Here is a 24,913-nt window from a genome sequence, read left to right as displayed (position 1 = left end):
CTTTATCTGGTTATTTACCAAGATAAGAGTTGTACATCCAAACCTCTTTTTCCTGTTCAGTGATATAGTCGCTCATTTGAGAATTTGTTCCTTCATCACCTGCCTTATCGGTAATATCTAAAAGCTCTCTTTGTAAGTCAAGAACTACCTTGAAAGAACTTAGAATATTTTCTACACTCTTTGTTCCGTCAGTTACTTCTTTACTTTCCTTTATACTTGAAACTTTTAAATAGTCTGAATAATTATGTGCAGGTGTTGCTCCCAGTGTAAGGATTCTTTCCGCGATCTCATCAATCTTTAGAACAAGGCTATTGTATAATTCTTCAAATTTGGGATGCAATGTGAAAAATTGGTCACCTTTAATGTTCCAGTGGGAACCTCTTGTGTTTTGATAAAAAACTGAATAATTAGCAAGAAGTATGTTTAACTTCTCTGAAATGTTTTTACAATCGGCTTCCTTCAGACCGATAATGCTTGCATTTTTCATACGTTTACTTTTTTATGCTATAAATGCAGTAAATATTATGCCGAAATAGTAGGTTCCTGATTGATGATACTTATCTTTGGTATTCTTATAATTTATCATAAAATGCCCTCATCCAGAAATATTGGTTTACAGAGTTTTTTTTTATCTCTTGTTCTGTTTTTTATTGTATCCCTTTTGTATTATATAGGTTCGGTTGCAAAAACAGATAATCATTATATATATCCCATTGATGATGCTTATATCCATCTTGCAATGGCAAAGAATTTTGCTTTGCATGATATCTGGGGAATTACAAAGTATCAGTTTTCCTCGACTTCATCTTCACCGTTATTTACCCTTATTATAAGCTCTTTAATTACGGTTTTTGGAAATAACGATCAGATTCCACTGTACTTTAATATAGTTTTCAGTGTGGGAATCATTTATTTCCTGTCTATATATTATGCTGAGGTATTTAATAATATAAAGAAGACAACTTTTGCGGTTGTGTTTACTTTATTTTTTGCTGTTTTGCACTTGCAGATGTTATCGGGTATGGAGCATACACTCCAGGTATTTCTTTTTGTGGTCAACATTTTCTGCTTTTATCATTGGGATAAAAATAAATATGCAATTTTAGGATTTTATGTTTCAATTCTATTAATGGGACTGGTTCGTTTTGAGAGCATGTTTTATTTTGTAATTCTTGCTTTTGTTTTGATGTTAATTAAAAAATGGAAAGAAGCAGCCGGAATATTGATTTTAGGTTTTCTTCCTATTTTGCTGTTCTGTTATTTTAATTATCAACAGGACGGTTATTTTTTTCCTAATTCTGTAGTCGTAAAAGGAACGAAATTAGGTTTAGATTCTAATTTCCTATCACAGCTCAAAATTATCATGGTTGATAATTTTATATTCAATATAAGCTTTTATAAAGTAGGTGTTTTTCCTGTTTTGCTATGCGCCGTTTTTCTTTATAGAGATTTGAGGACCAAGACGATTAAAGAATCTATTGATAATAATTTTTTCCTCATCGTCTTGTCCTTATTAATGATATGTCATACAATGTTCGCAGATCTGAAAGGATTGTTCCGTTATGAAGCATATCTCCTTACAGGATTTTCTATGGTGCTTATTCCAAAAATTAAAGGTGTGTTTTTCGGCTTCAAGAATTATTTAAAAAAAGAAAAGCTGATTACCTTATTAATTGTGATGAACATTGTTCTTTTTTTCTACAAAGGCTGGATGGCGCATCGAATGTTAGAGAATGGAGGGAAAAACATTTACGAACAACAAATACAATCTGCTCATTTTTTACATACTTATTATAACAGTTCCAAAGTAGTGGCAAATGATATTGGGGCAATTACTTATTATACAGATATTCATTTATTAGATATTGCAGGACTGGCATCCACAGAGATGATACCTTTTAATGAAAATAAAAAGCTTTTTGATGATAAATTTAAAGACTTTCTCACCAAATATGGTTCTGAAAATAAATATGAACTTGCAATAGTTTATGATATCTGGCTGCAAGGCTATGTTCCGGAAAACTGGAAAAAGGCAGCAACGCTTACGATTAAAAATAGAGTTACTGTAGCGAGAGAAGAAGTATCTGTATATTCTATAGACACCGCCAATCTGGAATCTCTAAAAAGAAATATCCGAAATTTTAAGTGGAATAAAAATGTTGAGGTAAAAATCGTTGATTAATCGTAACTGTCTGTTAATTAATTTTTAATAAAAATAATTATTTGCATATAGCTGCTTGTCAATTAAAAAATAATTGCTATTTTTGCAGCTTAAAATAAAAAGCAATTAAATGCCTACTATTCAACAATTAGTAAGAAAAGGAAGAGCCACGCTTGCCAAGAAGAGCAAATCGGCTGCCCTTGATTCTTGTCCACAAAGACGAGGTGTATGTACGAGAGTATATACTACCACTCCTAAGAAACCTAACTCTGCACTTAGAAAAGTAGCAAGGGTAAGACTTTCTAACGGTAAAGAAGTTAACGCCTACATCCCGGGCGAAGGACATAATCTTCAAGAGCACTCGATAGTATTGGTGAGAGGCGGAAGGGTGAAAGACCTACCGGGAGTACGTTACCATATCGTAAGAGGTGCATTAGACACCGCTGGTGTTAATGGAAGAACACAGAGAAGATCGAAGTACGGAGCTAAGAGACCTAAACCAGGTCAGGCAGCTGCTGCACCAGCAAAAGGAAAGAAAAAATAATCATTAAATAAGGTACAAAAACAATGAGAAAGACAAAAGCGAAAAAAAGACCGTTGTTACCAGATCCAAAGTTTAATGATCAATTGGTAACTAGATTTGTAAATAACCTAATGCTAGACGGTAAAAAGTCTATCGCATTCAAAATTTTCTATGATGCATTAGATATCGTAGAAAATAAAAAAGGAGAAACTGAGAAGACTGCCCTTGAAATCTGGAAAGATGCACTTACAAATGTAATGCCTCACGTAGAAGTACGTTCTAGAAGAGTAGGTGGAGCTAACTTCCAGATTCCTATGCCAATCAGAGCTGATAGAAAAATTTCTATGGCAATGAAATGGTTAATCAAATATTCAAAAGCTAGAAATGATAAGTCAATGGCTTTGAAATTAGCTAATGAAGTTGTTGCTGCTTCTAGAGAAGAAGGTGCTGCTTACAAAAAGAAAAGTGATACTCATAAAATGGCAGAAGCTAACAAAGCTTTCTCACACTTTAAATTCTAATTTGAAATGAGTAGAGATCTTAAATTTACAAGAAATATTGGTATTGCCGCTCACATTGATGCTGGTAAAACTACTACTACGGAAAGGATTTTATTCTATACTGGTGTAAACCACAAAATTGGAGAGGTTCACGATGGAGCTTCTACAATGGACTGGATGGAGCAGGAAGCAGAAAGAGGTATTACTATTACTTCTGCAGCTACTACTTGTAACTGGAACTTCCCAACTGACCAAGGAAAAGCTTTACCAGAAACTAAACCTTACCACTTCAACATCATCGATACACCGGGACACGTTGACTTCACTGTAGAAGTAAACAGATCTTTAAGAGTATTAGATGGATTGGTATTCTTATTCTCTGCAGTAGATGGTGTAGAGCCTCAGTCTGAAACAAACTGGAGACTTGCTGACAACTACAAAGTTGCAAGAATGGGATTCGTAAACAAAATGGACAGACAAGGTGCTGACTTCCTTAACGTGGTAAACCAGGTTAAGACGATGTTAGGATCTAATGCAGTTCCAATCGTTTTACCAATCGGTGCTGAAGAAGATTTCAAAGGTGTTGTAGACTTAATTAAAAACAGAGCTATCATCTGGGATGAAGCAGGACAAGGAGCTACTTTCGAAGTAGTGCCAATTCCTGAAGACATGAAGGCTGAAGTTCTTGAATATAGAGAGAAATTAGTAGAAGCTGTTGCTGACTACGATGAGACTTTGATGGAGAAATTCTTCGAAGATCCAGATTCAATCTCTGAAGACGAAATTAACGAAGCGCTTAGAAAAGCTACTATCGATTTATCAATTATCCCAATGACTTGTGGTTCTTCATTCAAGAACAAAGGAGTACAATTTATGTTGGATGCAGTATGTAAATACTTGCCTTCTCCATTGGATAAAGATGATATCAAAGGTACTGATCCAAGAACAGACGCTGAAATTACAAGAAAGCCATCTGTAGATGAGCCTTTCTCTGCTCTAGCATTTAAGATTGCTACTGACCCATTCGTGGGAAGATTAGCATTCTTCAGAGCATACTCTGGAAGACTAGATGCTGGTTCTTATATCTTGAACACTCGTTCAGGTGATAAAGAAAGAATCTCTAGAATCTATCAGATGCACGCTAACAAGCAAAACCCGGTAGAATATATTGAAGCTGGTGATATTGGTGCTGCGGTAGGATTCAAGTCTATCAAAACTGGTGATACGATGTGTGACGAGAAAAACCCAATCGTTCTTGAATCGATGGTTTTCCCTGATCCGGTAATTGGTATCGCTGTTGAGCCTAAAACTAAAGCTGACCAGGATAAAATGGGTAACGCTTTAGCTAAATTGGCTGAAGAAGATCCAACGTTTACTGTAAGAACTGACGAAGCTTCTGGACAAACGATTATCTCTGGTATGGGTGAGCTTCACTTGGATATCATTGTTGACCGTATGAAGAGAGAGTTCAAAGTTGAAGTAAACCAAGGACAACCTCAGGTAGAGTACAAAGAAAACTTAACAAAAGTTGCTAGCCACAGAGAAGTTTACAAAAAACAATCAGGTGGTAAAGGTAAATTTGCTGATATTGTATTTGAACTAGGACCTGCTGACGAAGGTAAAGTTGGTTTAGAATTCATCAATGAGATCAAAGGTGGTAACGTTCCTAGAGAATTCGTTCCTGCAATTGAAAAAGGATTTAAAGCTGCAATGAAGAACGGTCCATTGGCTGGTTTCGAAGTTGAAGGTATTAAAGTTACTCTTAAAGATGGATCTTTCCACGCGGTGGATTCTGATGCTCTTTCTTTCGAATTAGCTGCTAAATTAGGATTTAAGGAAGCTGGTAAAGCTGCTAAACCAGTAATTATGGAGCCTATTATGAAACTGGAAGTTGTAACTCCGGAAGAATATATGGGTAACATCATTGGTGACCTTAACAAGAGAAGAGGTACGATCAGTGGTCAGGAAGAGAAAAACGGTGCTGTTGTAATCAAAGGTTCTGTTCCACTTTCTGAAATGTTTGGATATGTAACGACTCTAAGAACACTTTCATCAGGAAGAGCTACTTCTTCTATGGAATTAGAGAAATATTTACCAACTCCACAAAACGTTGCTGAAGAAATCATTGCTAAAGCAAAAGGTTAATTTTTAAATTAAAGAAATGTCACAAAGAATCAGAATAAAACTAAAATCTTACGATTACAACTTGGTAGACAAGTCTGCTGAGAAAATCGTAAAAACGGTAAAGGCTACTGGTGCTGTTGTAAACGGACCAATTCCATTGCCAACTAATAAGAGAATCTTCACTGTATTGAGATCTCCACACGTAAATAAGAAAGCTAGAGAACAGTTCCAACTTTCAGCTCACAAGAGACTAATGGATATCTATTCTTCTTCTTCTAAAACTGTGGATGCTCTAATGAAATTAGAGTTACCAAGCGGTGTAGATGTTGAAATCAAAGTGTGATAACGAGCACTAAGCCGAGATTATATAAAAATCCGTTCCTGCAAAGGGACGGATTTTTTTATTAACAGATTTTAGTGTATTATGCATATTAATATTTAAAATTAAGTATTTGGTATTGCATGGTTCTTTATATTATGTATATTTGTGAAAAAATTACTATGAAAAATATATTTTTAATTCTTGTATTCGTAGGGTTGGCTGCTCAGGCACAGACTCATCGTTTTATTTATGAGTTACAATATAAGAGTGATTCAGCAAACAATCATCTGGATAAAATTAACCTTGTATTGGATGTCAATCCCAAAGATGTGAAGTTCTATGAATATGACTATCTTAAAGCAGATTCTATTAATCGTGTCAATGGTAATTATGAATACATGTATGGCGGAAGATTTGAATCTATTAAGAGACAAAGAAACTCTTTTAAGAACCAAAACTATGAATTGATAGGTGAAGATATGTACAGCTATCCTACAGATGATCAAATGAAATGGAATCTAAGCAACGAAACTAAGAAAGTGGGTGAGTATACATTACAAAAAGCGACAACTCATTTTGGAGGAAGATTTTGGACCGCATGGTTTACGAAAGATATCAATATATCAGAAGGGCCATATAAATTTTATGGTTTACCTGGTATGATCTTTCAATTGCAAGATTCAGGATCCAACTTTATATTTACGCTGATTCAGAGCAAAAATCTTAAAGAAACATATAATACTGTTGGTTTTATCGAGACTTTTTATGGACGAAAACCACTGGAAATTTCTGAGAAAGTTAGACAACGAAAGAGACTGGAAATGTATAATGATCCACTAAAAGAAATGAGAAAGAATTTTAAGGAAAATTCAGGTGGTGAAATGAATGTAATGGGTACTAAAATTACTCATATAGATCAATTTAAGGATCTTACTACAAAAGTACAGGAGTATCTTAAAAAAAGTAATAATCCTATTGATCTTGACAGGGCGATAAAGTATTAATATTATCCTAAAACTAAATATTTGAAAGAAGTAACTGATTGGGTACTTCTTTTTTTTGTCAATAGATATAAGAGGTTATGGTTATGACTCTTTAAGGTAATCACTGTGATATATTAAGATCTTACAAATGACAATTCTTCTCAATGAGATATATCATTTTGCATTATTTATTTAGAATCATTAAAAATAATATTTTTGCAAAAAATGATTATGAAGAAAACAGTATCTATTTCATTAGCAGTATTAGGGATTGGTTTTACCAGTGCTCAAAAAGTAAGTGATACGCTAAAAAGAGAAAAGGCAATTGAGGAAGTTGAGCTATTTGGAGAAAGAAAAAAGCAGCCTGAAGGGTTAGAAGTAATTACAAGATTGCCTCTTAAAACCAGAGATCAGATTCAAAGTATTTCGGTAATTTCTTATAAAGTAATTGAGGATCTTGGAGGGCTTACAGTTACAGATGTTGCTAAGAATATTCCAGGTGTTACCCAATTTGGTAGCTATGGAGGAACAAGAGAAAGTATGTCTATCAGAGGATACCGAGGTGTTCCTGTTTTGAAGAATGGAGTACAGATGGATTCTGATTTCCGTACTGGTGCGATGTTAACAGATATGCAGGGAGTTGAAAGTATTCAGGTAATTAAAGGGTCTGCTGCAGTTACACAGGGTATTGGAGATGGATTGGGTTCAGCAGGAGGAGTGATTAATGTAGTAACTAAAGTTCCGAAATTTATTGACCAGACCAATGTTGGATTCAGATATGGAAGTTGGGACTTTTATAGACCAACAATAGATTTTCAAAGAGTATTGGATTCGCAGGGAAAAATTGCAGTACGACTGAATGCGGCTTATCAGGATAATAATAGTTTTAGAAGATTCATTCATACAGATCGTATCTACGTAAATCCATCAATTGCTATTCGCCCTGATGACAAAACTGAAGTGGTGGTAGAAATGGATTACATGCACAACAATACTACACCGGACAGAGGGACTGTAAATCTGGCAAAAGGCGATGTTGAAGCTATATATAGAATGCCAGGTCGAAAGTTTCTTGGTTTTTCTACGGATAATGCAAAGATGGAAACCTTCAACTTTTCCACCACAGCAACAAGAAAATTGACTGATAAATTGAAAATAAGAGCTGCATTTATGAGTTCTTCTTATCAATCTGATATTGTAGGAGCAGCTTTAGCTCCTATTAATCCAAAGAATCCAAACGAAATAAGGGATAGAAGTTTGACAAAATCTGAGCGTGAAGACTTGAACAGAGTTTTCCAATTTGATTTTATCGGAGCAGATGTAATGACTGGATTTATGAAACATACCTTCCAGGTTGGTTTTGATTGGAAAGAATCTAATGTTACAACAACATCATATAAAGGAAAATATGTTGATCAGATCAATGTTCTTAATGACATCAATAACATCCTTCCTTCTGCAATCAATGCAGGCAATTTTGCTTTAATAGATAAAGATCCTATCATCAACACAGTGACTCCGACAATGGGATTAATGGCTCAGGATGTTATCACTTTTAATAAATACATCAAAGCACATTTAGGAATTCGATACAGCAGATTAAATGGTTCAGAGAAAGATCCTAGTTATGCATGGAATCCATCATTAGGGCTTATGATTTCACCGATTGAGAACATGAATATTTTTGGTTCTTATACAAGTACTACTTCTTTAAGAAGCGCTAATAATGTATTATTGGGAGGAGGAACTGTTGGAGCTTCTACTACCAAACAATGGGAAGCTGGGATAAAATCGGATTGGCTTAATGAAAGATTAAGATTTAATGTAACATTGTTTAATATTAATACTGATAATCTATCATATGAAGTATTAACTGGTGGAAATAGTACGGGAACTTATGCTCTTGCAGGTGAATTAAAAAGAAAAGGAATAGAAGTGGAGTTGATTGGAAAAATCCTTCCTAATCTTCAGGTTATGACCGGATGGGCTTATGTAGATGCTCAATACAAAGACAGTCCTTCTTTTGTTAATGGTTCTGCCCCAATTAATACACCCAAAAATTCAGCAAATGCGTGGCTAAATTATAAATTTAATACAGGTGCTCTAGAAGGTCTTGATGTTGGAGCCGGAGTTTATTATGTAGGAACAAGACCTGTTGATGATTATAAACAAAAGTATTCCAATGCAGCTAATGGTCATGTTAACGGAACACAGCTTGGAGAAAAGCCTTTTAATATGCCTCAATATACAACGGTAGATGCACAGGTTGGATATGCTTTCAAAAAGGGACTTGGGTTAAGAGTGTTCTTTAATAATATTTTTGATACTGTAGGCTACAATTCATATTTCAGAGGGGGCTACATTGATCAGATTCAACCTAGAAATTTTGCTGTGCAGGTAAACTATAAGTTTTAATAAAGCAGAACATAAGTTTAAAGAGTAAAACTGGTCAGATTCTTTGTGTTTTTATTTGCTTAAAGAACAATATTATTTAATACATTTATTCTTTAAAATAATAAGCACAATGAGTCATAAGAATAATAATTTTTTTGAAAAGTTTTCAGATTGGGCAACAAAGTTTACAGGAAGCTCATATGCTTTCATTGGAGCGACAGCTATTGTTGTTATTTGGGCTCTTTCGGGACCCGTATTCCACTATTCTGAAACATGGCAATTAGTTATCAATACCGGAACTACGATTATTACTTTCTTAATGGTATTTCTTATTCAGAAGGCTCAGAATAAAGATTCCAAGGCAATACAAATTAAGCTCAATGAATTGATTGCCGCTCATGAAAAAGCAAGTAACCGAATTGTAGACATAGAAGATCTATCTGAAAAAGAATTGGATCAGCTGCATATTTATTATGAAAAATTGGCGGACTTTGCTGAAGATGATGTAGACATTCATACTTCTCATTCGATCGATGCTGCTAAAAGAAATCAGAATTACAAACATGATCTCTTTAAAAAGAAACATGATGAATGGCTGGAAAAACAAAAAAAGGAATCATAACGATTCCTTTTTTTTATCCTTAAGCTGAAAGCTTTTGTTGCTATTTCATGAAATAGTTAAAATAAGAGCAGCTTCCCATAAGACTTTTTGCTGCCTCGGTATTGGCATATTGAGTTTTCAGCAATGCAAAATAAGTACGGAATTTTTGATTTTTAGTATAATCCAATTCTTTTTGATAAGCATCACTTTTCTCTGAATACTTCGGATCTGAATAGCTGATCTTAGAAGGATTTTTTGCTTCATACTGATAGTATTTCCCTTGTTCAGCGCTCGCCATCTGGAATAATATTCTCGCTTTTACCTCTTTGTTTGTTGAAAGATCTAAAGCTTTTTTATAATAGCCAATTGCCAAATCAAAATTATCAGGCTCCATATAAGATTTGTAAAGGAAGTTTTTGTAATAATACTGATAAGGCGTTTTCTTATCTGTGTTCCAGAAATCATACTTGCCTCCATTGCTGTTATCAACATCCATTACAAACAGCTGTCTGTAATAACCAAGAATAGAAGTATTGTATAATAAATTCCCAATCAGCTGGCTTGCTCTAGCTGCCTTTTCATCATTTCCACTTCCTATCTTTTTAAGCTGAATAGCTGCCTCTGCCAATTCAAGTTTATTCATCATCGTCTTGATGAAAGGAAATTGAGCATAATCCTCATCTTCCATGCTTGTAGCATCATCACTTCCAAAGCTCTCCCAAACATTATGACCGAAGACATAGCTGGGAATATTCCTGAATCCATTGTATTCTCCCTCTTTATATTGATGAGGAACTTTAGGCTGCTCACTTGACACCCAGTCATAATTAATTCTAGGAATTCCGACAAAGTCCTGAGCTTTTTGATAATAGGATTTTGCCTTTTCAAAATCAGCAGTTCTCATAGCGCGGTCTCCATAGATCACACTGAAAAAAGCTTCAATGTTTCCTACATCATCCATATTTTTGGCGATGATCTGCTGTTCAAATTGATTCTTATTTGTTTTTCTGTAAAAATCCTCTACGCTTTTTACCAGGCTTGAATTAGGATTATATTGAAGATCCGAAAGTTTATTACTCATCAGGAAAGATTTTCCATCCTCTCCCTGTAAGAAATAACGGTTTGCTAAAACATCTTTAAGAAAAGAAGCAGTAGAAGGCACAGGACCATAATATTCATCATAGTCACTTCTTGTACTATCTTTCTTAACTTCTTTCTCAATGAAATATTCGGGATAATCTTTCATTAAATGATCTTCATATTCTGAAGTTATTTTTGGCTGAGAAACAATATCATTCAGAACTTTCATTCTTTTGATCTCCTCAAGGTACTCAGGGTTAGTAGTTTTGATATCTTCTAAAATCTCAGTACTTGCTTTATAGTCCTTTTTCAAAAACTTAAGATAAGCATCTGCAATTTGCCAATATTCGTCTTTAGATTTCTCCTTGGTTTTTGTAGTGAACTTTTCAAGGTCATTCAGGAAGTCTGTTTGTTTGTTATCACCATACCAGTAATTCTGATTCTTTGTGTAGAATGGAATTCTGTTTGGATTGTCCAATAATTCATCATCACTCTGATCAGATTTCCCGTCAGCAGTCTTTTCTGATTTTGATCCTCCAAACAGGTTTTTGAAAAATCTTACGATCTTCTGCCAGAATGAAAGTTCCTTTGGTTTTACTTCAGTAGTTTCCGGCTTGGATTGAGTTTTAGAATCTCCTGTTTGAATTGTTGCATTATCGGTGTCATCAGAAGCACCGTAATAAGTTGGCAAATATGTTCTTTCCAATTCATTAATACTTCTTACAGCCATTACCTTTAAGATCTCCGAGTCAGGATTGATATCAAACATCTTTTCCATAATAGGAATAGGGTTGGTGAAATCTTCATACCCTAAAAGAAAATAGGCCATATTCTTTTCATTATTCGTCCCCGCTCTTTTTAAGATATTATTAAAAGATGCGCTATCCGAAAGTTTCATAGAAACAAAAGCAGATTCTTTTCGGCTGTCACTATTCATGAAAACCTGGAAAAAATTCCAGTTGGCATCACCGTTCATTTGTAAGCCTCTTTGTGCTCCTGCCAATTGGTCAAGAGCCATAAAATAAGGAGCACCTTTTAATTTTATAGGTTCAATATAAGTTTTGAAGGCCTGAAGTGCTGCATCATAATTTCTTGTGTAATGATTGAAACGAACCAATTGATATCCATATCGCTGTTTGATCTCAGGATTTTTCGAAGCATTATACAAGGATGTTAAAGCGGAAATCGTTTTGGTATATTCAAGATTCGTTGCATTTTTATCACTTTGAGGGCCGTTATAAAAATAAGAATTTGGATTTTCGACAAAATTAATTCTCATATAAGGTTCAAGATATTTGGCCTCTATTAAATAATCAATCCCTTCTCTGTATTTTTGATAAAAACCACTTCCTAACTTTTTTAGTAATGAGTTATTTGGATTGCCCTTTTTTAGTTCGTTAAGGTCATTCATACTCATTTTATTCACCAGATAATCTGTTTCTGAATAATTTAATTGATTCCCGAAAAAAGATTTCCAAGCTCTAATATTTTCATCCGGTATTAGTGATGTGTTGTAATCTGTATAAAACCTTGTTGAATAACTCAGAAGAAATGGAAGATAAGATTTGTCTTTTATGATACTCTGGGTAAATAGATTAAAGTATTCATAATCCGGATCTGACCATGCACACGCGTCATACTTAGTATAGAAAAGCGTAAAGAAAGCTAGAGAAAGAATATATTTTTTCATAGTAGTTTGTGATGTTTTTGTGTTTTGTAATACCCGATGATTTTAAAAGTCCCCCTGAAATTTGCAAATCAGTTGAAAATTTTGATTGATAACAAATTTACTATCTAATTGATAATAAATAATATTAAACTGTGGTATTTTTTTATCTAAAAAACTGATAACATCACTAAGTTGTTCATTTGTTATTTCCTCCACTTTGATCTTGAAGCCTTTATTTAAATAACTTCCAAAATAAAATCCATCCTTTAAAATTTCAATTTCATGAGTTGAAACTTTCTTAAAGTTAGAATTATTCAGATCACTCTGAGAAAGGGCATTGATAAGTTTATGTTTCCCCAGGTGATTCGTAACAATCCCCCAGGAGTAGATCGGTAGAGCCACTTCTATATTTTTTATAGGATAATCTTCCAGTTTTGAAAGATAACTTTTCAGAATGTTAACATCCAGAATAGAATTTTTATCTGATGTTGCCAAAGGTGAGGATGTAGAATAGCACATAAGATATACTTTTTCTACGGGTGGTATACCCATTACTTCTTTATCTTTTACCTGATGAAGGCGAAGCGTGCAATTGACTCCTTTCCCTGAAATTTTTCCTAGTTCTTTTAAAAATTTGAAATAATCATCCCGGGTCCCTGCAGTCCAGTCACAATCTATTTGAATTTCCTGATTAGCCTTTAAATGATAATCAGTAATTTTCTTTTGTATTAAATGATGGATGCTTTTAGCAAGAAACTGAATTTCTTGTTCTGAAATATTTAAAAAAGTCTGGTTTGTTATAAAGATGGTTGGAACAATTTGTTTATCAGTCTGGAAGCTTTTGTCATTCGTAATAACTGCAACCGGCTGAAATCTGCCATCCACTTTATTGATATCAAAAAATCTGGTATACAAGTAGGGTACGCTAGCCTTATCTAAAGCTTTTTTCTCCTTTTCATCTAATGATAACTTTGTCTTCCAGTAATAAAATGTGTGGGGGTGTCTTTCCTTTTCGCTGCAGGAGGTGAGCAAAATAAGGAATAATAGAAATTTAATTGCTTTCATTATTGATAAAAAGCGCTTTCGCAGGTACAACTTCCTTTATCACTTTCTAATGTTGAGCAGCAATCCTCAGACTTCTGGATATTTCCATTCTCGTCAGTAAGATAGATTTTCTCTTTATCGAACTTCACATAAAAAATTTCGTTGAATTTTTTGAATTGAGCTTTCATTACTTTTGGGTTATATTTTCCGGCATTCATTTCTTCAGTTGTTTCCTCGCCACTCGCCTGGTTTACCTGTACGTAGCCAAAATACACATCACCGCTTTTTTTAACGTCAACATAATAAGCTGGAGTGCCCGTTCCACTGAATCCTTCAATAATATTAAAAGATCTTTTCCCTGTAAACGGAGCTTTAGACTGAGCAGAAGAGAGGATACCTATACATAGAATAAGTAAGCTAAGTATCTTTTTCATTTTTTTTCTCAAATTTAGAAACAATTATGCAAGAATGGGACCGTAAAAACCCGGTATTTACTTTGTTTTTGGGCTGAAAAATAAAAAAGCCATTCCTACAACGGAATGGCTTTTTTGTTATAGAAGAGTATTCTTAAAATACTGTTGCCGCAAGTTGAATTCTTGCATATTTGTTGGAAGGGTTCCACATCGCCATCATAGAGACGGGTAATGTGTAGTGTTCAGTTATCTTTAAGGCTTTGCTGGCTTTTATACCAACATTTACAATATCAAAACTGTTTTTCCCATTTCCATATAAAAACGTACTATCATTGAAAGCAAATCCTCCACCAACAAAGGCATCCAGATTTACCTTTTGATGGGCAATAACAGGATAACTTACCTGTACATATGTAGAATATTTATTCTTCTTATAGCTTCCATCCGGTTCCAAAACTACTTCTCCGGCATTGGCTCCTCCATATAGCATAATATCAGCTTCAACATTTAAAGGAAATGATGGACCAAAAGTATAATTCGTTCTCAGGTCAATAATGTGAGCGGTTCTTCTGTTTGAATAATTAAAAATATCATCTGATGCGACAGCTGTATTGATATTTCTGGAATTAAATAAATCCCATAATCCAATATAAAGTCGACCATCAGAGTATTGTACGTAGTAATTGATCTCTTTATAGTGCGTACCATCTTTATCATCTGCTAAAGCAGATGCTCCCCATATTCCTACTTTCCATTTCTTTTCTTTATCTAATGCATAAGAAAGATTTCCCATTACCACAGGTTTATCCGTAATAATTAACCCCCTCCATAAATGGTTGTTCTGAATGTTGGCAGTGAAATCTAAACGACCGTCGTCTTTAGTTTCCGTATTTTCCTGAGCAAAAACACTCCCTGTACCTAAAATAATCAGGCATATAAAAAATATTTTTTTCATTGTATGAACTTTCTGTGGTTAACTTAAAGCGGTATGTAATAAAGCTGCAAGAGTGGCTCCTAAAACCGGTCCTACAATAGGAATCCAGGCGTAGCCCCAATCACTGCTTCCTTTTACTGGAAGAATGGCATGCATAATTCTAGGGCCTAAATCCCGGGCAGGATTAATAGCATAGCCTGTTGTTCCTCCCAAAGACAAACCAATTACCCAAACCAGTAATGTAACAGGTAGTGCACCAATTGTTCCTAATCCTATTTTTGCGTTTGGATCCGTATTCAAAGTAAGACTTGGATCAGCAAAATGAAAAATCACAAAGACAAGCACAAAGGTTCCAATGATTTCACTGATAAGATTTGAAATTGGTTTTCTGATAGCAGGACCTGTGCTAAAACATGCTAGTTTTGCTCCCTCATCTTCTGTAATGGCGAAATGATCTTTATTAAACAACCAAACCAGGAACGCTCCTAGCATGGCACCAATCATTTCTCCTGCAATATAAGTGAGAACAAGATCCCATGAAAATTTTCCTGCAATGGCTAAACCTAATGTAACTGCAGGATTAAGATGGGCGCCACTAATTGGCCCCGCAACAGTTACACCAACGAAAACAGCCAGAGCCCAAGCTGTGGTAATCACAATCCACCCGGAACCGTTACCTTTCGTACCCTTTAAAACAACGTTGGCCACTACACCGTTTCCGAGTAGTATCATAAGCATTGTTCCGATAATTTCTGCTATAAATGGAGTCATAGTTTATATTTTTATTTGATGGAAATTAATCTTCAATCCAGCTTTGGGAACGTTTAACAGCTTTATTCCAGAAGTGAATCATTTTGTCAGCCTTTTCTTTTTCCAACTGAGGATGGAAATCTTTATCTACAATCCATTGAGATTGTATTTCGTCTATATTTTTCCAGTATCCAACCGCAAGTCCCGCCAGATAAGCCGCACCTAACGCTGTCGTTTCTAATGTTTTTGGCCTTGTTATTTTAAATCCGAATAAATCCGACTGGATCTGCATCAATAGATCACTTTTAGAAGCACCACCATCTACTCTCAGCTCAAGGCTGCCAGTTCCGGAATCAGCTTCCATGGCTTTTACAATATCGTAAACCTGAAAAGCAATACCTTCTAAAGTTGCTCTGGCAATATGGGCATTGGTTGTTCCTCTGGTAATTCCTACAATTGTTCCTCTTGCATATTGATCCCAATATGGAGCTCCCAATCCTGTAAGGGCAGGAACAAAATATACTCCGCCATTATCTTCTACGCTTTCAGCTAAATCATTAATTTCTTCAGCTGAATCGATTAATTTAAGACCATCTCTTACCCACTGTATTGCAGCGCCACCAACGAAGACACTACCTTCTAAAGCATAATTTACTTCCCCATTTATTTTCCAGGCAACAGTCGTAAGCAGATTGTTTTTAGAATGTACAGCTTCTTTTCCTGTATTCATTAATAAGAAACACCCTGTTCCATAAGTGTTTTTTACCATTCCCGGAGTTGTACACATCTGTCCAAACAAAGCAGCTTGTTGATCTCCTGCTATACCTGCAATAGGGATTTTAGTCGAAAATAGAGTAGTAGCTGTTTCACCATAGATCTCACTGCTTTGCTTTACTTCCGGAAGAATAGATTGAGGAATGTTGAATAATTCCAATAGCTCCTGATCCCATTCTAATGTCTGTATGTTAAGAAGCATTGTTCTGCTGGCATTGGAAACATCCGTAATGAACATTTTTCCACGGGTCAGCTTCCATACCAACCAAGTATCAACCGTTCCGAAACATAGTTTTCCTTCTTCTGCTTTCGCCCTCGCTCCATCTACATTGTCAAGGATCCACTTCAGTTTAGTCGCTGAAAAGTAAGCGTCCAAGACAAGACCTGTTTTATCCTTGATCATATCCGTATATCCCTGTTCCTTTAGAGAGTCACAATATTTGGATGTTCTTCGGTCTTGCCACACAATTGCATTGTAAACAGGTTCGCCTGTTTCTTTGTCCCATACAACAGTAGTTTCACGTTGATTAGTGATTCCAATTGCTGCCACTTCTAATCCTGAAATCCCTGCTTTTGCAATAACTTCTGCAGCGACAGAAATTTGCGATGACCAGATTTCGTTAGGATCATGCTCTACCCAACCTGGTGTTGGGAATATTTGTTCGAAACTCTTTTGTGAAATGTATTTTATTTCTCCGCTGTGATCGAATAGAATAGCTCTAGAAGAAGTCGTACCTTGGTCTAAAGCAAGAATTAATTTTTCACTCATGACATCTATATTAATTAAGGTTGATTGTTTTTAGGTGAGTATGGGGTTAATAAATAACCATTAGCTAATTCAATGAATTCGTTGGCGTGCTGATTAGCCCATTCTGCATCGTATCCTTTTTCTTTTGCAATAATCGTTGCTACCTTTTGTGCGCTATCTATTGCTGCTCTTGCATCCATAAATAAAAGTCGAACTCTTCTCGCTAAAATATCTTCTATGGTTTCGGCCATTTCACTTCTTACTGCCCATACAACTTCCGCTACCGTAAATGGATGGTCGGGATGTAATTTTTCTAAAAATTCAGGGTTGCTTTGTTGTAATTTTTTGATCTCAGGAATATCAGAACCATATACATATAAATGATTGCTTCTGTCAACGGTTTCGGGCTTCACATTTCCGTGGATGGAAAGATGCTCTGTCTTAGATCCTGTCATTCCTAATTGATGAACTTTCATGGCTTCATTAATGGTGTCTTCTGCCATTTTACGATAGGTCGTCCATTTTCCTCCAATGATAGAGACAAGGCCAGTGTCAGACGTAACGACTTTGTGGCTTCTTGAAACTTCTTTTGTGCTTTTGCTTCCGTCTTTTGGTGCTGCAAGTGGACGAAGTCCTGCAAATACAGATTTTACATCTTCACGTGTTGGTTTTTTACTTAAATATTGTCTTGCAGTATTTAAAACAAATTTAATCTCTTCTTCCAAAGCACGTGGCTCAAAGCTTTCACTTTCCAGTAATGTATCAGTGGTCCCTACCAGGGCTCTGTCATGCCAGGGAACAACAAATAATACCCTTCCATCAGAAGTTTTTGGAATCATGATAGCATCATCACTTTTCAAGAAAGATTTATCCAAAACCAAATGAATTCCCTGGCTTGGAACCACGAATTTTCCATGTTTCGGATTGTTCATGTTTAATATATCGTTCGTGAAAACTCCAGTTGCATTGATAACAACCTTTGCGTGGATTTCGAATTGCTGTTTGGTAAACTGATCTTCTGCGATAACACCAATTACTTTGTTGGAATCGTTTTTAATTAAATTAATTACTTTAATATAATTAATAGCAGTTCCGCCTTTTTCAATAATTGTTTGTGCTAAATTAATTGCCAATCTTGCATCATCAAACTGTCCGTCCTGATAAACAACTCCGCTTGCCAGGTTTTTTTGCTCAATAGTCGGAAGTTTTTCAACTGTTTTCGATTTACTGATATATTTTGTCTTGCCTAAGCTTAATTTCCCTGCAAGAAAATCATAGATTGATAATCCTATTTTATAATAGATTCCTCCCCACCACGTATAATTAGGGATAATGAAAGATTGGTTCTTTACTACATGTGCAGCATTTTTTGCCAACAATCCTCTTTCCTTTAATGCTTCTTTTACGAGGCCAATATCTCCCTGTGCTAAATATCTTACTCCACCATGTACCAGTTTTGTACTTCTGCTGGAAGTGGCTTTCGCAAAATCGTGCGATTCCAACAGTATCGTTTTAAATCCTCTGCTTACTGCGTCTAATGCCGAACCTAAACCGCTTGCTCCTCCACCGATGACTAAAAAGTCCCATTCTTTTACGGTAGTTATTTTGCTGAGTTCTTCGTTTCGTTTCATAATGTTTCGTTAAGTTTCGAATTCAAAGCTAATAATTAAAAATGAAAGTAAAAAGAAAATAAGTGAAATTTTTAGATCTTGAAAAAAAATAATAACTTTGGTGAAAGAAAGAGAATGGAAAAATTAATACCAAGGCATAATGCGATACTGCATGAACTCGATAAAAAAGACTATGTTCTTGTTCAGGAGCTATGCGAAAAGTATAATGTTTCCTCAGTTACGATCCGAAAGGATTTGAATTATTTAGAAAGCTTGGGACTTCTTTTTCGAAATCATGGAGGGGCCAGTAAACATGTAAGATATGCTTATGAAAAGAATGTTGATGAGAAAGAAAACATCAATGTAGAGGCAAAACAGAGTATAGCTAAGGCAGCTTTAAAGTTGATTGAGGAAAATGATTGTATTATTTTGGCTTCAGGAACCACGATGCATTATCTGGCCAGAATGTTAGTGAACTTTGGAAGGCTTACTGTTCTTACTTCATCATTAAGAGTAGCATTAGAGTTATGTAATAATCCTAACATAAATATTATACAACTGGGTGGGGAAGTAAGAAAGAGTTCCACTTCTATTGTAGGTTCCATATCTGAAACCATCCTCTCGCAGTTCTCTTGTAATAAATTATTTCTTGGTGTTGATGGAATTGATATGGAATTTGGAATCAGCACATCCAATGCTGCAGAAGCTCATCTTAATCAACTCATGATAGAATGTTCTGATAAAGTGATGATTTTAGCAGATTCTTCAAAACTGAATAAGAAAGGATTCGGGAAAATTGCTTCTTTAGACAAGATAGATTATCTGATCACAGATGAAGGGATTCTCGAAGAAGACAAAAAGAACCTGGAGGAAATAGGTTTGACTGTTGTTACGAAATAGTTCCAGCCTTGTTCTAAGGCCAGTTCAAAATAAACCAAAAAGCAGATTTTATTTTGTAAGCTACTAAAAATCAAAATATTTTGCTAGAAAATTTGTCAATCTAAAAATTATCCATAAATTTGCACACTCATTTTAGGGGAAAAGTATGCCCATCTCAAACGTGGAAATTACTTTAGCTTTCTAAAAATGAGCATAAATAAAGGATAAATTTTATTATAACATAAACAATGTCAGGTATTATTGGTAAAAAAATCGGTATGACGTCTTTGTTTAACGAAGAAGGAAAAAACATTCCTTGTACAGTTATTCAAGCTGGTCCATGCTCGGTTTTACAGGTCAGAACCATTGAAAAGGACGGCTATAAGTCAGTTCAGTTAGGTTTCGATGACAAGAGTGAAAAGAACGTTGGTAAAGCGTTAGCTGGCCATTTTAAAAAGGCTGGTTCTGCTCCTAAAGCTAAATTGGTAGAATTCTACAGAGAATTCGTTGATGAAGTAAAAGTAGGAGAAGAAGTAAAAGTTGATCTATTCGCTGAAGGTGAATATGTTGACGTAACAGGAACTTCAAAAGGTAAAGGCTTCCAGGGTGTTGTTAAAAGACACGGATTTGGAGGTGTAATGCAAGCTACTCATGGTCAGCACAACAGACTTAGAGCTCCAGGTTCTATCGGTGCTGGATCGGATCCTTCGAGAGTATTCAAAGGAATGAGAATGGCAGGTAGAATGGGAGGTAAGCAGGTAACTGTTCAAAACCTTCAAGTATTAAAAGTGGATCAAGAACAAAATCTTTTAGTAGTAAAAGGTGCTGTTCCGGGAGCTAAAAATTCTTATGTAATTATCAGAAAATGGAACTAGTAGTATTAAATACATCAGGAAAAGAGACCGGAAGAAAAGTAACTCTAGACGAAACAGTATTCGGAATTGAGCCAAATCAGCACGCGGTTTACTTAGAAGTTAAGCAATATCTTGCCGCTCAGAGACAAGGTACTCATAAATCAAAAGAAAGAAGCGAAATTACTGCTTCTACGAAAAAACTTAAGAAGCAAAAAGGATCTGGTTCTGCTAGATATGGTGATATTAAATCTCCAACATTCAGAGGTGGAGGTAGAGTATTCGGTCCAAAACCAAGAGACTACAGATTCAAATTGAACAAAGCTCTTAAGAGATTAGCTAAAAAATCTGTTTTATCTCAGAAATTGAGAGATAACAGCATTAAAGTTTTGGAAGACTTGAGCATCAACGCTCCTAAAACTAAAGATTTTATCAACGTATTAAATGCTTTGGCATTAAACGATAAAAAATCTTTATTCATTCTTCCTGAAGCTAACAAGAATGTGTATTTATCTTCAAGAAACTTACCTAAAACTAAAGTAATGAACTTTAACGAAATCAGTTCATATGACTTAATCAATGCAGGTGAGATCGTATTCTTAGAAGGTGCAGTTGAAAAATTCCAGGAAAATCTAAAGAAATAAATCATGTCAGTTATTATTAAACCAGTTATTTCAGAAAAAGCAAACTATCTTACAGACTTAAGAGGTGCTTATTCTTTCTTGGTAGATACTAAGGCGAATAAAATCCAAATTAAGAAAGCTGTAGAGGCAACTTATGGTGTGAAAGTAGCAGACGTTAGAACAATGATTTATGCTCCGAAGGTTTCTTCGAAATACACTAAAAAAGGTCTTCAAGTAGGAAAGACGAACAAATTGAAAAAAGCGGTTATTACTCTTGCTGAAGGGGAAGTAATCGATATTTTCGCTGTAAATTAATTATTAATTATAAATAATAGTAATGTCTGTTAGAAAATTAAAACCTATCACCCCAGGACAGAGATTCAGAATTGTAAACAATTTTGAGGAAATTACTACCAACAAACCAGAGAAATCTCTAACAGTTGGTATTAGTAAGTCAGGTGGACGTAACCAAACTGGTAAAATGACCATGCGTTACACCGGAGGTGGACACAAAAAGAAATACAGAATTATCGACTTCAAAAGAAACAAGCATGATGTTGAAGCAACGGTAAAAACTGTAGAATATGATCCAAACAGAACTGCATTTATCGCTTTATTAGAGTACGCAGACGGAGAGAAAAGATATATCATCGCTCCAAACGGTATTAAAGTAGATCAAAAGGTAGTTTCAGGAGAAAGCGTTGAACCAAACGTAGGTAACGCAATGAAATTGAAAAACATTCCATTGGGTACTGTAATTTCTTGTGTTGAAATGAAGCCTGGACAAGGTGCTATTTTAGCAAGAAGTGCTGGTTCTTCAGCTCAATTAACTTCAAGAGACGGAAAATATGCAATCATCAAATTGCCTTCAGGAGAATCTAGAATGATCCTTACTGAGTGTTATGCAATGATTGGATCTGTTTCTAACTCTGATCATCAGTTAACTGTTTCAGGTAAGGCTGGTAGAAGCAGATGGTTAGGTAGAAGACCTAGAACTAGACCGGTAGTAATGAACCCTGTAGATCACCCAATGGGAGGTGGTGAAGGACGTTCTTCTGGAGGTCACCCAAGATCTAGAAACGGTAAGCCTGCTAAAGGTTACAAAACTAGAAAGAAAAACAAAGTGTCTAACCGTTACATCGTATCTAAAAGAAAATAATTATGGCAAGATCACTTAAAAAAGGACCATTCATTCATCATACTTTAGATAAGAAGGTTCAGACAAACATTGAGTCTGGTAAGAAGACAGTTATTAAAACTTGGTCTAGAGCATCGATGATCTCTCCGGACTTTGTAGGACAAACTATTGCAGTACACAACGGGAAATCTTTTATCCCTGTTTATGTTACTGAAAACATGGTTGGTCACAAGTTAGGCGAATTTTCTCCAACAAGATCTTTCAGAGGTCATGGTGGTAACAAAAATAAAGGAAGCAGATAATCATGGGATCAAGAAAACAAGATAGTTCAATCGCAAGAAAAGAAGCTAACAAAGACGTTGTAAAAGCTTCATTAAATAATTGCCCGTCTTCTCCTAGAAAAATGAGATTAGTAGTTGATATCATTAGAGGAGAGCAGGTAGATAAAGCTCTTTATATCCTAAAATATTCAAAGAAGGATGCATCTAACAAGTTAGAGAAATTACTTCTTTCTGCTATGGCAAACTGGCAGGCTAAAAACGAGGGTGCTGATATTGAAGAAGCAAACCTTATCATTAAAGAAATATTCGTGGATAGTGCAAGACAATTGAAGAGGCTAAGACCAGCTCCACAAGGTAGAGGTCATAGAATCAGAAAAAGATCTAACCACGTTACACTAATCTTAGGTAATAAAGAAAATTAATCAAGGTATGGGACAGAAGACAAATCCAATTGGTAACAGATTAGGTATCATCAGAGGATGGGATTCTAACTGGTTTGGTGGAAACGATTATGGAGACAGAATCGCTGAAGACTACAAAATCAGAAGATACCTTGAAGCTAGATTATCTAAAGGTGGTATTTCAAAAATTTATATTGAAAGAACACTGAAATTAGTAACAGTTACTATTACTACTGCTAGACCGGGACTTATCATCGGTAAAGGAGGTCAGGAAGTTGATAAATTAAAAGAAGAATTGAAGAAATTGACTAAAAAGGATATTCAAATCAATATTTTCGAAATCAAAAGACCTGAACTTGACGCAGTATTAGTTGCTGATAGCATTGCTAAGCAAATTGAAAACAGAATTTCTTACAGAAGAGCTGTTAAAATGGCGATCGCAAGCACAATGAGAATGGGTGCAGAAGGTATCAAAGTTCAAATCTCTGGTAGATTGAACGGTGCTGAAATGGCAAGAAGCGAATCTTTCAAAGACGGAAGAATTCCTTTGTCTACTTTCAGAGCTGATATCGATTATCATATTGGAGAAGCATTGACTCAATATGGTAAACTTGGAGTAAAAGTTTGGATCATGAAAGGTGAAGTTTACGGTAAAAGAGAACTTTCTCCACTAGTGGGACAACAGAAAAAAGGACCTTCAGGAGGTGGAAACAGAGGAGACAGAGATAATAGAAGACCTTCAAGAGATAAAAAAAATAATTAATAAAATTTTAGAGGATAGTTTTTAAATGACCGTTACTTTTTTAAAATCTAAATTCTAAAATCTAAAATTTAAGAAATTATGTTACAACCAAAAAGAACCAAATTCCGTAAAGTTCATAAGATGAAAATGAAGGGGATTGCTCAGAGAGGTAATCAACTTGCTTATGGAACTTTTGGAATCAAAGCTACAGAAGGAGCTTGGATCACTGCAAGACAAATTGAAGCTGCGCGTATTGCTGCTACAAGATATATGAAGAGAGAAGGTCAACTATGGATCAAAATATTCCCGGATAAGCCGATTACTAAAAAACCAGCCGAAGTAAGGATGGGTAAAGGTAAAGGTGCTGTTGAATATTGGGTAGCTGTAGTAAAGCCAGGTAAAATTTTATTCGAAGTTGGAGGTGTACCTTACGATATCGCTAAGGAAGCTTTAAGACTTGCGGCTCAAAAATTACCGGTAGTTACCAATTTTGTAGTTGCTAATGATTTTGTTAAACCTCTATAATCTTTGAATACAATGAAAAAAGCTGAAATTAAAAATCTAAGCGCAGAAGATATTCAAGCTAAATTGACTGAAGCTAAAGCTGAATTCACTAAAATGAAATTAGCTCACAAAATCAGTCCACTTGAAAATCCAATTCAAATCAAAGATTTGAGAAAGACAATCGCAAGACTAAATACAGAGTTAACCACTAAACAACAATAAGATTTTCATACATTATGGAAAGAAACTTAAGAAAAGAAAGAATCGGAATAGTTTCCAGCAATAAAATGGAAAAGACCATTGTTGTAAGTGAGACTACTAGAGTGAAACACCCGATGTACGGTAAATTCGTATTGAAAACGAAAAAATATACTGCACACGACGAAAACAACGAATGCACAGAAGGAGATACAGTTCTTATCCAAGAAACTAGACCTTTAAGCAAGAGTAAGAGATGGAGATTAGTAAGAATCATTGAAAAAGCTAAGTAATGTTACAAACAGAATCAAGATTAAAAGTTGCTGATAACACAGGTGCTAAAGAAGTATTGGTTATCAGAGTTCTGGGAGGAACCAGAAGAAGATATGCTTCAGTTGGTGATAAAATCGTAGTTACTATCAAAGATTCTACACCATCAGGAAATGCTAAAAAAGGTCAGGTATCTAAAGCTGTAGTAGTAAGAACCAAAAAAGCAGTTAGAAGAAAAGATGGATCATACATCAAATTCGAAGACAATGCTTGTGTATTACTAAACGCAGCAGGAGAAATGAGAGGAACGCGTGTTTTCGGACCTGTTGCTCGTGAGTTGAGAGACAAAGAATATATGAAAATCATTTCATTAGCTCCTGAAGTACTTTAATTTTT

The 24,913-nt window shown here is 35.2% G+C and carries 28 protein-coding genes; 20 read left to right on the top strand and 8 right to left on the bottom strand.

Annotated elements, in window-relative coordinates; all coding sequences use genetic code 11:
• Positions 1–10: 10 nt before the first annotated feature.
• On the bottom strand, positions 11–487 hold the full coding sequence (locus JHL15_RS01070; RefSeq protein WP_200241654.1) for a Dps family protein: 477 nt from the start codon (positions 485–487) through the stop codon (positions 11–13).
• Positions 488–589: 102 nt separating this feature from the next.
• On the opposite strand from JHL15_RS01070, the gene JHL15_RS01065 reads away from it, so the two are divergent.
• From JHL15_RS01065 to JHL15_RS01030, 8 genes are all read left to right on the top strand, one after another.
• Positions 590–2,182 carry a hypothetical protein gene (locus JHL15_RS01065; protein ID WP_200241651.1) on the top strand — a complete coding sequence of 531 codons (1,593 nt, stop codon included), beginning with the start codon at positions 590–592 and terminating at the stop codon, positions 2,180–2,182.
• A gap of 109 nt (positions 2,183–2,291) precedes the next feature.
• Positions 2,292–2,705, top strand: coding sequence for a 30S ribosomal protein S12 (rpsL, locus tag JHL15_RS01060; protein ID WP_002983146.1), 414 nt, complete (start codon positions 2,292–2,294; stop codon positions 2,703–2,705).
• Positions 2,706–2,728: 23 nt separating this feature from the next.
• A complete protein-coding gene (gene rpsG, locus JHL15_RS01055; protein ID WP_200241649.1) occupies positions 2,729–3,205 on the top strand; it encodes a 30S ribosomal protein S7 in 477 nt (158 codons plus the stop codon).
• 6 nt (positions 3,206–3,211) lie between these two features.
• Positions 3,212–5,329, top strand: a complete 2,118-nt coding sequence (gene fusA / locus JHL15_RS01050) for an elongation factor G (RefSeq protein ID WP_200241646.1) — start codon at positions 3,212–3,214, stop codon at positions 5,327–5,329.
• Positions 5,330–5,345: 16 nt separating this feature from the next.
• The gene (gene rpsJ, locus JHL15_RS01045; RefSeq protein WP_002661363.1) at positions 5,346–5,651 is read left to right on the top strand and encodes a 30S ribosomal protein S10; all 306 of its coding nucleotides are present in this window, start codon (positions 5,346–5,348) and stop codon (positions 5,649–5,651) included.
• Positions 5,652–5,809: 158 nt separating this feature from the next.
• Positions 5,810–6,634 (top strand): GLPGLI family protein, encoded by an 825-nt coding sequence (locus JHL15_RS01040; protein WP_200241643.1) that lies wholly within the window; start codon positions 5,810–5,812, stop codon positions 6,632–6,634.
• Between the two features lie 210 nt (positions 6,635–6,844).
• A complete protein-coding gene (locus tag JHL15_RS01035; protein WP_200241640.1) occupies positions 6,845–9,028 on the top strand; it encodes a TonB-dependent siderophore receptor in 2,184 nt (727 codons plus the stop codon).
• Positions 9,029–9,137: 109 nt separating this feature from the next.
• On the top strand, positions 9,138–9,629 hold the full coding sequence (locus JHL15_RS01030) for a low affinity iron permease family protein (RefSeq protein ID WP_200241638.1): 492 nt from the start codon (positions 9,138–9,140) through the stop codon (positions 9,627–9,629).
• 40 nt (positions 9,630–9,669) lie between these two features.
• Here JHL15_RS01030 and JHL15_RS01025 read toward each other — a convergent pair whose 3' ends face one another.
• The 7 genes from JHL15_RS01025 to JHL15_RS00995 all read right to left on the bottom strand — a co-directional run bounded on the left by JHL15_RS01025 (position 9,670) and on the right by JHL15_RS00995 (position 18,651).
• Positions 9,670–12,378: a hypothetical protein gene (locus tag JHL15_RS01025; protein WP_200241637.1), complete on the bottom strand. Its 2,709-nt coding sequence runs from the start codon at positions 12,376–12,378 to the stop codon at positions 9,670–9,672.
• 42 nt (positions 12,379–12,420) lie between these two features.
• On the bottom strand, positions 12,421–13,422 hold the full coding sequence (locus tag JHL15_RS01020) for a hypothetical protein (RefSeq protein WP_200241636.1): 1,002 nt from the start codon (positions 13,420–13,422) through the stop codon (positions 12,421–12,423).
• Positions 13,422–13,835: a hypothetical protein gene (locus JHL15_RS01015; RefSeq protein ID WP_200241635.1), complete on the bottom strand. Its 414-nt coding sequence runs from the start codon at positions 13,833–13,835 to the stop codon at positions 13,422–13,424. Before JHL15_RS01015 ends, JHL15_RS01020 begins: the two co-directional genes overlap by 1 nt.
• A gap of 133 nt (positions 13,836–13,968) precedes the next feature.
• The gene (locus JHL15_RS01010) at positions 13,969–14,769 is read right to left on the bottom strand and encodes a hypothetical protein (protein WP_200241634.1); all 801 of its coding nucleotides are present in this window, start codon (positions 14,767–14,769) and stop codon (positions 13,969–13,971) included.
• An 18-nt stretch (positions 14,770–14,787) separates the two neighbouring features.
• Positions 14,788–15,519: an MIP/aquaporin family protein gene (locus JHL15_RS01005; RefSeq protein WP_200241632.1), complete on the bottom strand. Its 732-nt coding sequence runs from the start codon at positions 15,517–15,519 to the stop codon at positions 14,788–14,790.
• A gap of 25 nt (positions 15,520–15,544) precedes the next feature.
• The gene (gene glpK, locus JHL15_RS01000) at positions 15,545–17,041 is read right to left on the bottom strand and encodes a glycerol kinase GlpK (RefSeq protein WP_200241630.1); all 1,497 of its coding nucleotides are present in this window, start codon (positions 17,039–17,041) and stop codon (positions 15,545–15,547) included.
• Positions 17,042–17,055: 14 nt separating this feature from the next.
• Positions 17,056–18,651 (bottom strand): glycerol-3-phosphate dehydrogenase/oxidase, encoded by a 1,596-nt coding sequence (locus JHL15_RS00995; protein ID WP_200241628.1) that lies wholly within the window; start codon positions 18,649–18,651, stop codon positions 17,056–17,058.
• Between the two features lie 114 nt (positions 18,652–18,765).
• Here JHL15_RS00995 and JHL15_RS00990 point away from each other — a divergent pair, with 114 nt between their 5' ends.
• From JHL15_RS00990 to rplN, 12 genes are all read left to right on the top strand, one after another.
• Positions 18,766–19,530, top strand: a complete 765-nt coding sequence (locus tag JHL15_RS00990; RefSeq protein WP_200241625.1) for a DeoR/GlpR family DNA-binding transcription regulator — start codon at positions 18,766–18,768, stop codon at positions 19,528–19,530.
• Positions 19,531–19,757: 227 nt separating this feature from the next.
• On the top strand, positions 19,758–20,384 hold the full coding sequence (gene rplC, locus JHL15_RS00985; protein WP_007839520.1) for a 50S ribosomal protein L3: 627 nt from the start codon (positions 19,758–19,760) through the stop codon (positions 20,382–20,384).
• Positions 20,375–21,004: a 50S ribosomal protein L4 gene (gene rplD / locus JHL15_RS00980; RefSeq protein ID WP_200241622.1), complete on the top strand. Its 630-nt coding sequence runs from the start codon at positions 20,375–20,377 to the stop codon at positions 21,002–21,004. Before rplC ends, rplD begins: the two co-directional genes overlap by 10 nt.
• Positions 21,005–21,007: 3 nt before the next feature.
• A complete protein-coding gene (gene rplW / locus JHL15_RS00975) occupies positions 21,008–21,298 on the top strand; it encodes a 50S ribosomal protein L23 (protein WP_200241619.1) in 291 nt (96 codons plus the stop codon).
• Between the two features lie 22 nt (positions 21,299–21,320).
• The gene (gene rplB, locus JHL15_RS00970) at positions 21,321–22,142 is read left to right on the top strand and encodes a 50S ribosomal protein L2 (protein ID WP_184164778.1); all 822 of its coding nucleotides are present in this window, start codon (positions 21,321–21,323) and stop codon (positions 22,140–22,142) included.
• A 2-nt stretch (positions 22,143–22,144) separates the two neighbouring features.
• A complete protein-coding gene (rpsS, locus tag JHL15_RS00965; RefSeq protein WP_034702850.1) occupies positions 22,145–22,423 on the top strand; it encodes a 30S ribosomal protein S19 in 279 nt (92 codons plus the stop codon).
• 2 nt (positions 22,424–22,425) lie between these two features.
• A complete protein-coding gene (gene rplV / locus JHL15_RS00960; RefSeq protein WP_089028766.1) occupies positions 22,426–22,824 on the top strand; it encodes a 50S ribosomal protein L22 in 399 nt (132 codons plus the stop codon).
• 7 nt (positions 22,825–22,831) lie between these two features.
• A complete protein-coding gene (gene rpsC / locus JHL15_RS00955; protein WP_034684829.1) occupies positions 22,832–23,566 on the top strand; it encodes a 30S ribosomal protein S3 in 735 nt (244 codons plus the stop codon).
• 78 nt (positions 23,567–23,644) lie between these two features.
• Positions 23,645–24,070, top strand: coding sequence for a 50S ribosomal protein L16 (gene rplP / locus JHL15_RS00950; RefSeq protein ID WP_200241617.1), 426 nt, complete (start codon positions 23,645–23,647; stop codon positions 24,068–24,070).
• Between the two features lie 12 nt (positions 24,071–24,082).
• On the top strand, positions 24,083–24,271 hold the full coding sequence (rpmC, locus tag JHL15_RS00945) for a 50S ribosomal protein L29 (RefSeq protein WP_200241614.1): 189 nt from the start codon (positions 24,083–24,085) through the stop codon (positions 24,269–24,271).
• A gap of 11 nt (positions 24,272–24,282) precedes the next feature.
• Positions 24,283–24,540 carry a 30S ribosomal protein S17 gene (gene rpsQ, locus JHL15_RS00940; protein ID WP_053073319.1) on the top strand — a complete coding sequence of 86 codons (258 nt, stop codon included), beginning with the start codon at positions 24,283–24,285 and terminating at the stop codon, positions 24,538–24,540.
• Complete coding sequence (gene rplN / locus JHL15_RS00935; RefSeq protein WP_007839504.1) at positions 24,540–24,908, top strand: 50S ribosomal protein L14; 369 nt, start codon at positions 24,540–24,542, stop codon at positions 24,906–24,908. Before rpsQ ends, rplN begins: the two co-directional genes overlap by 1 nt.
• Positions 24,909–24,913: the final 5 nt, after the last annotated feature.

It is taken from the genome of Chryseobacterium paridis (genome assembly GCF_016595215.1).
GTDB lineage: Bacteria > Bacteroidota > Bacteroidia > Flavobacteriales > Weeksellaceae > Chryseobacterium > Chryseobacterium paridis.
This window is presented reverse-complemented; position numbering and strand designations above follow the sequence as displayed.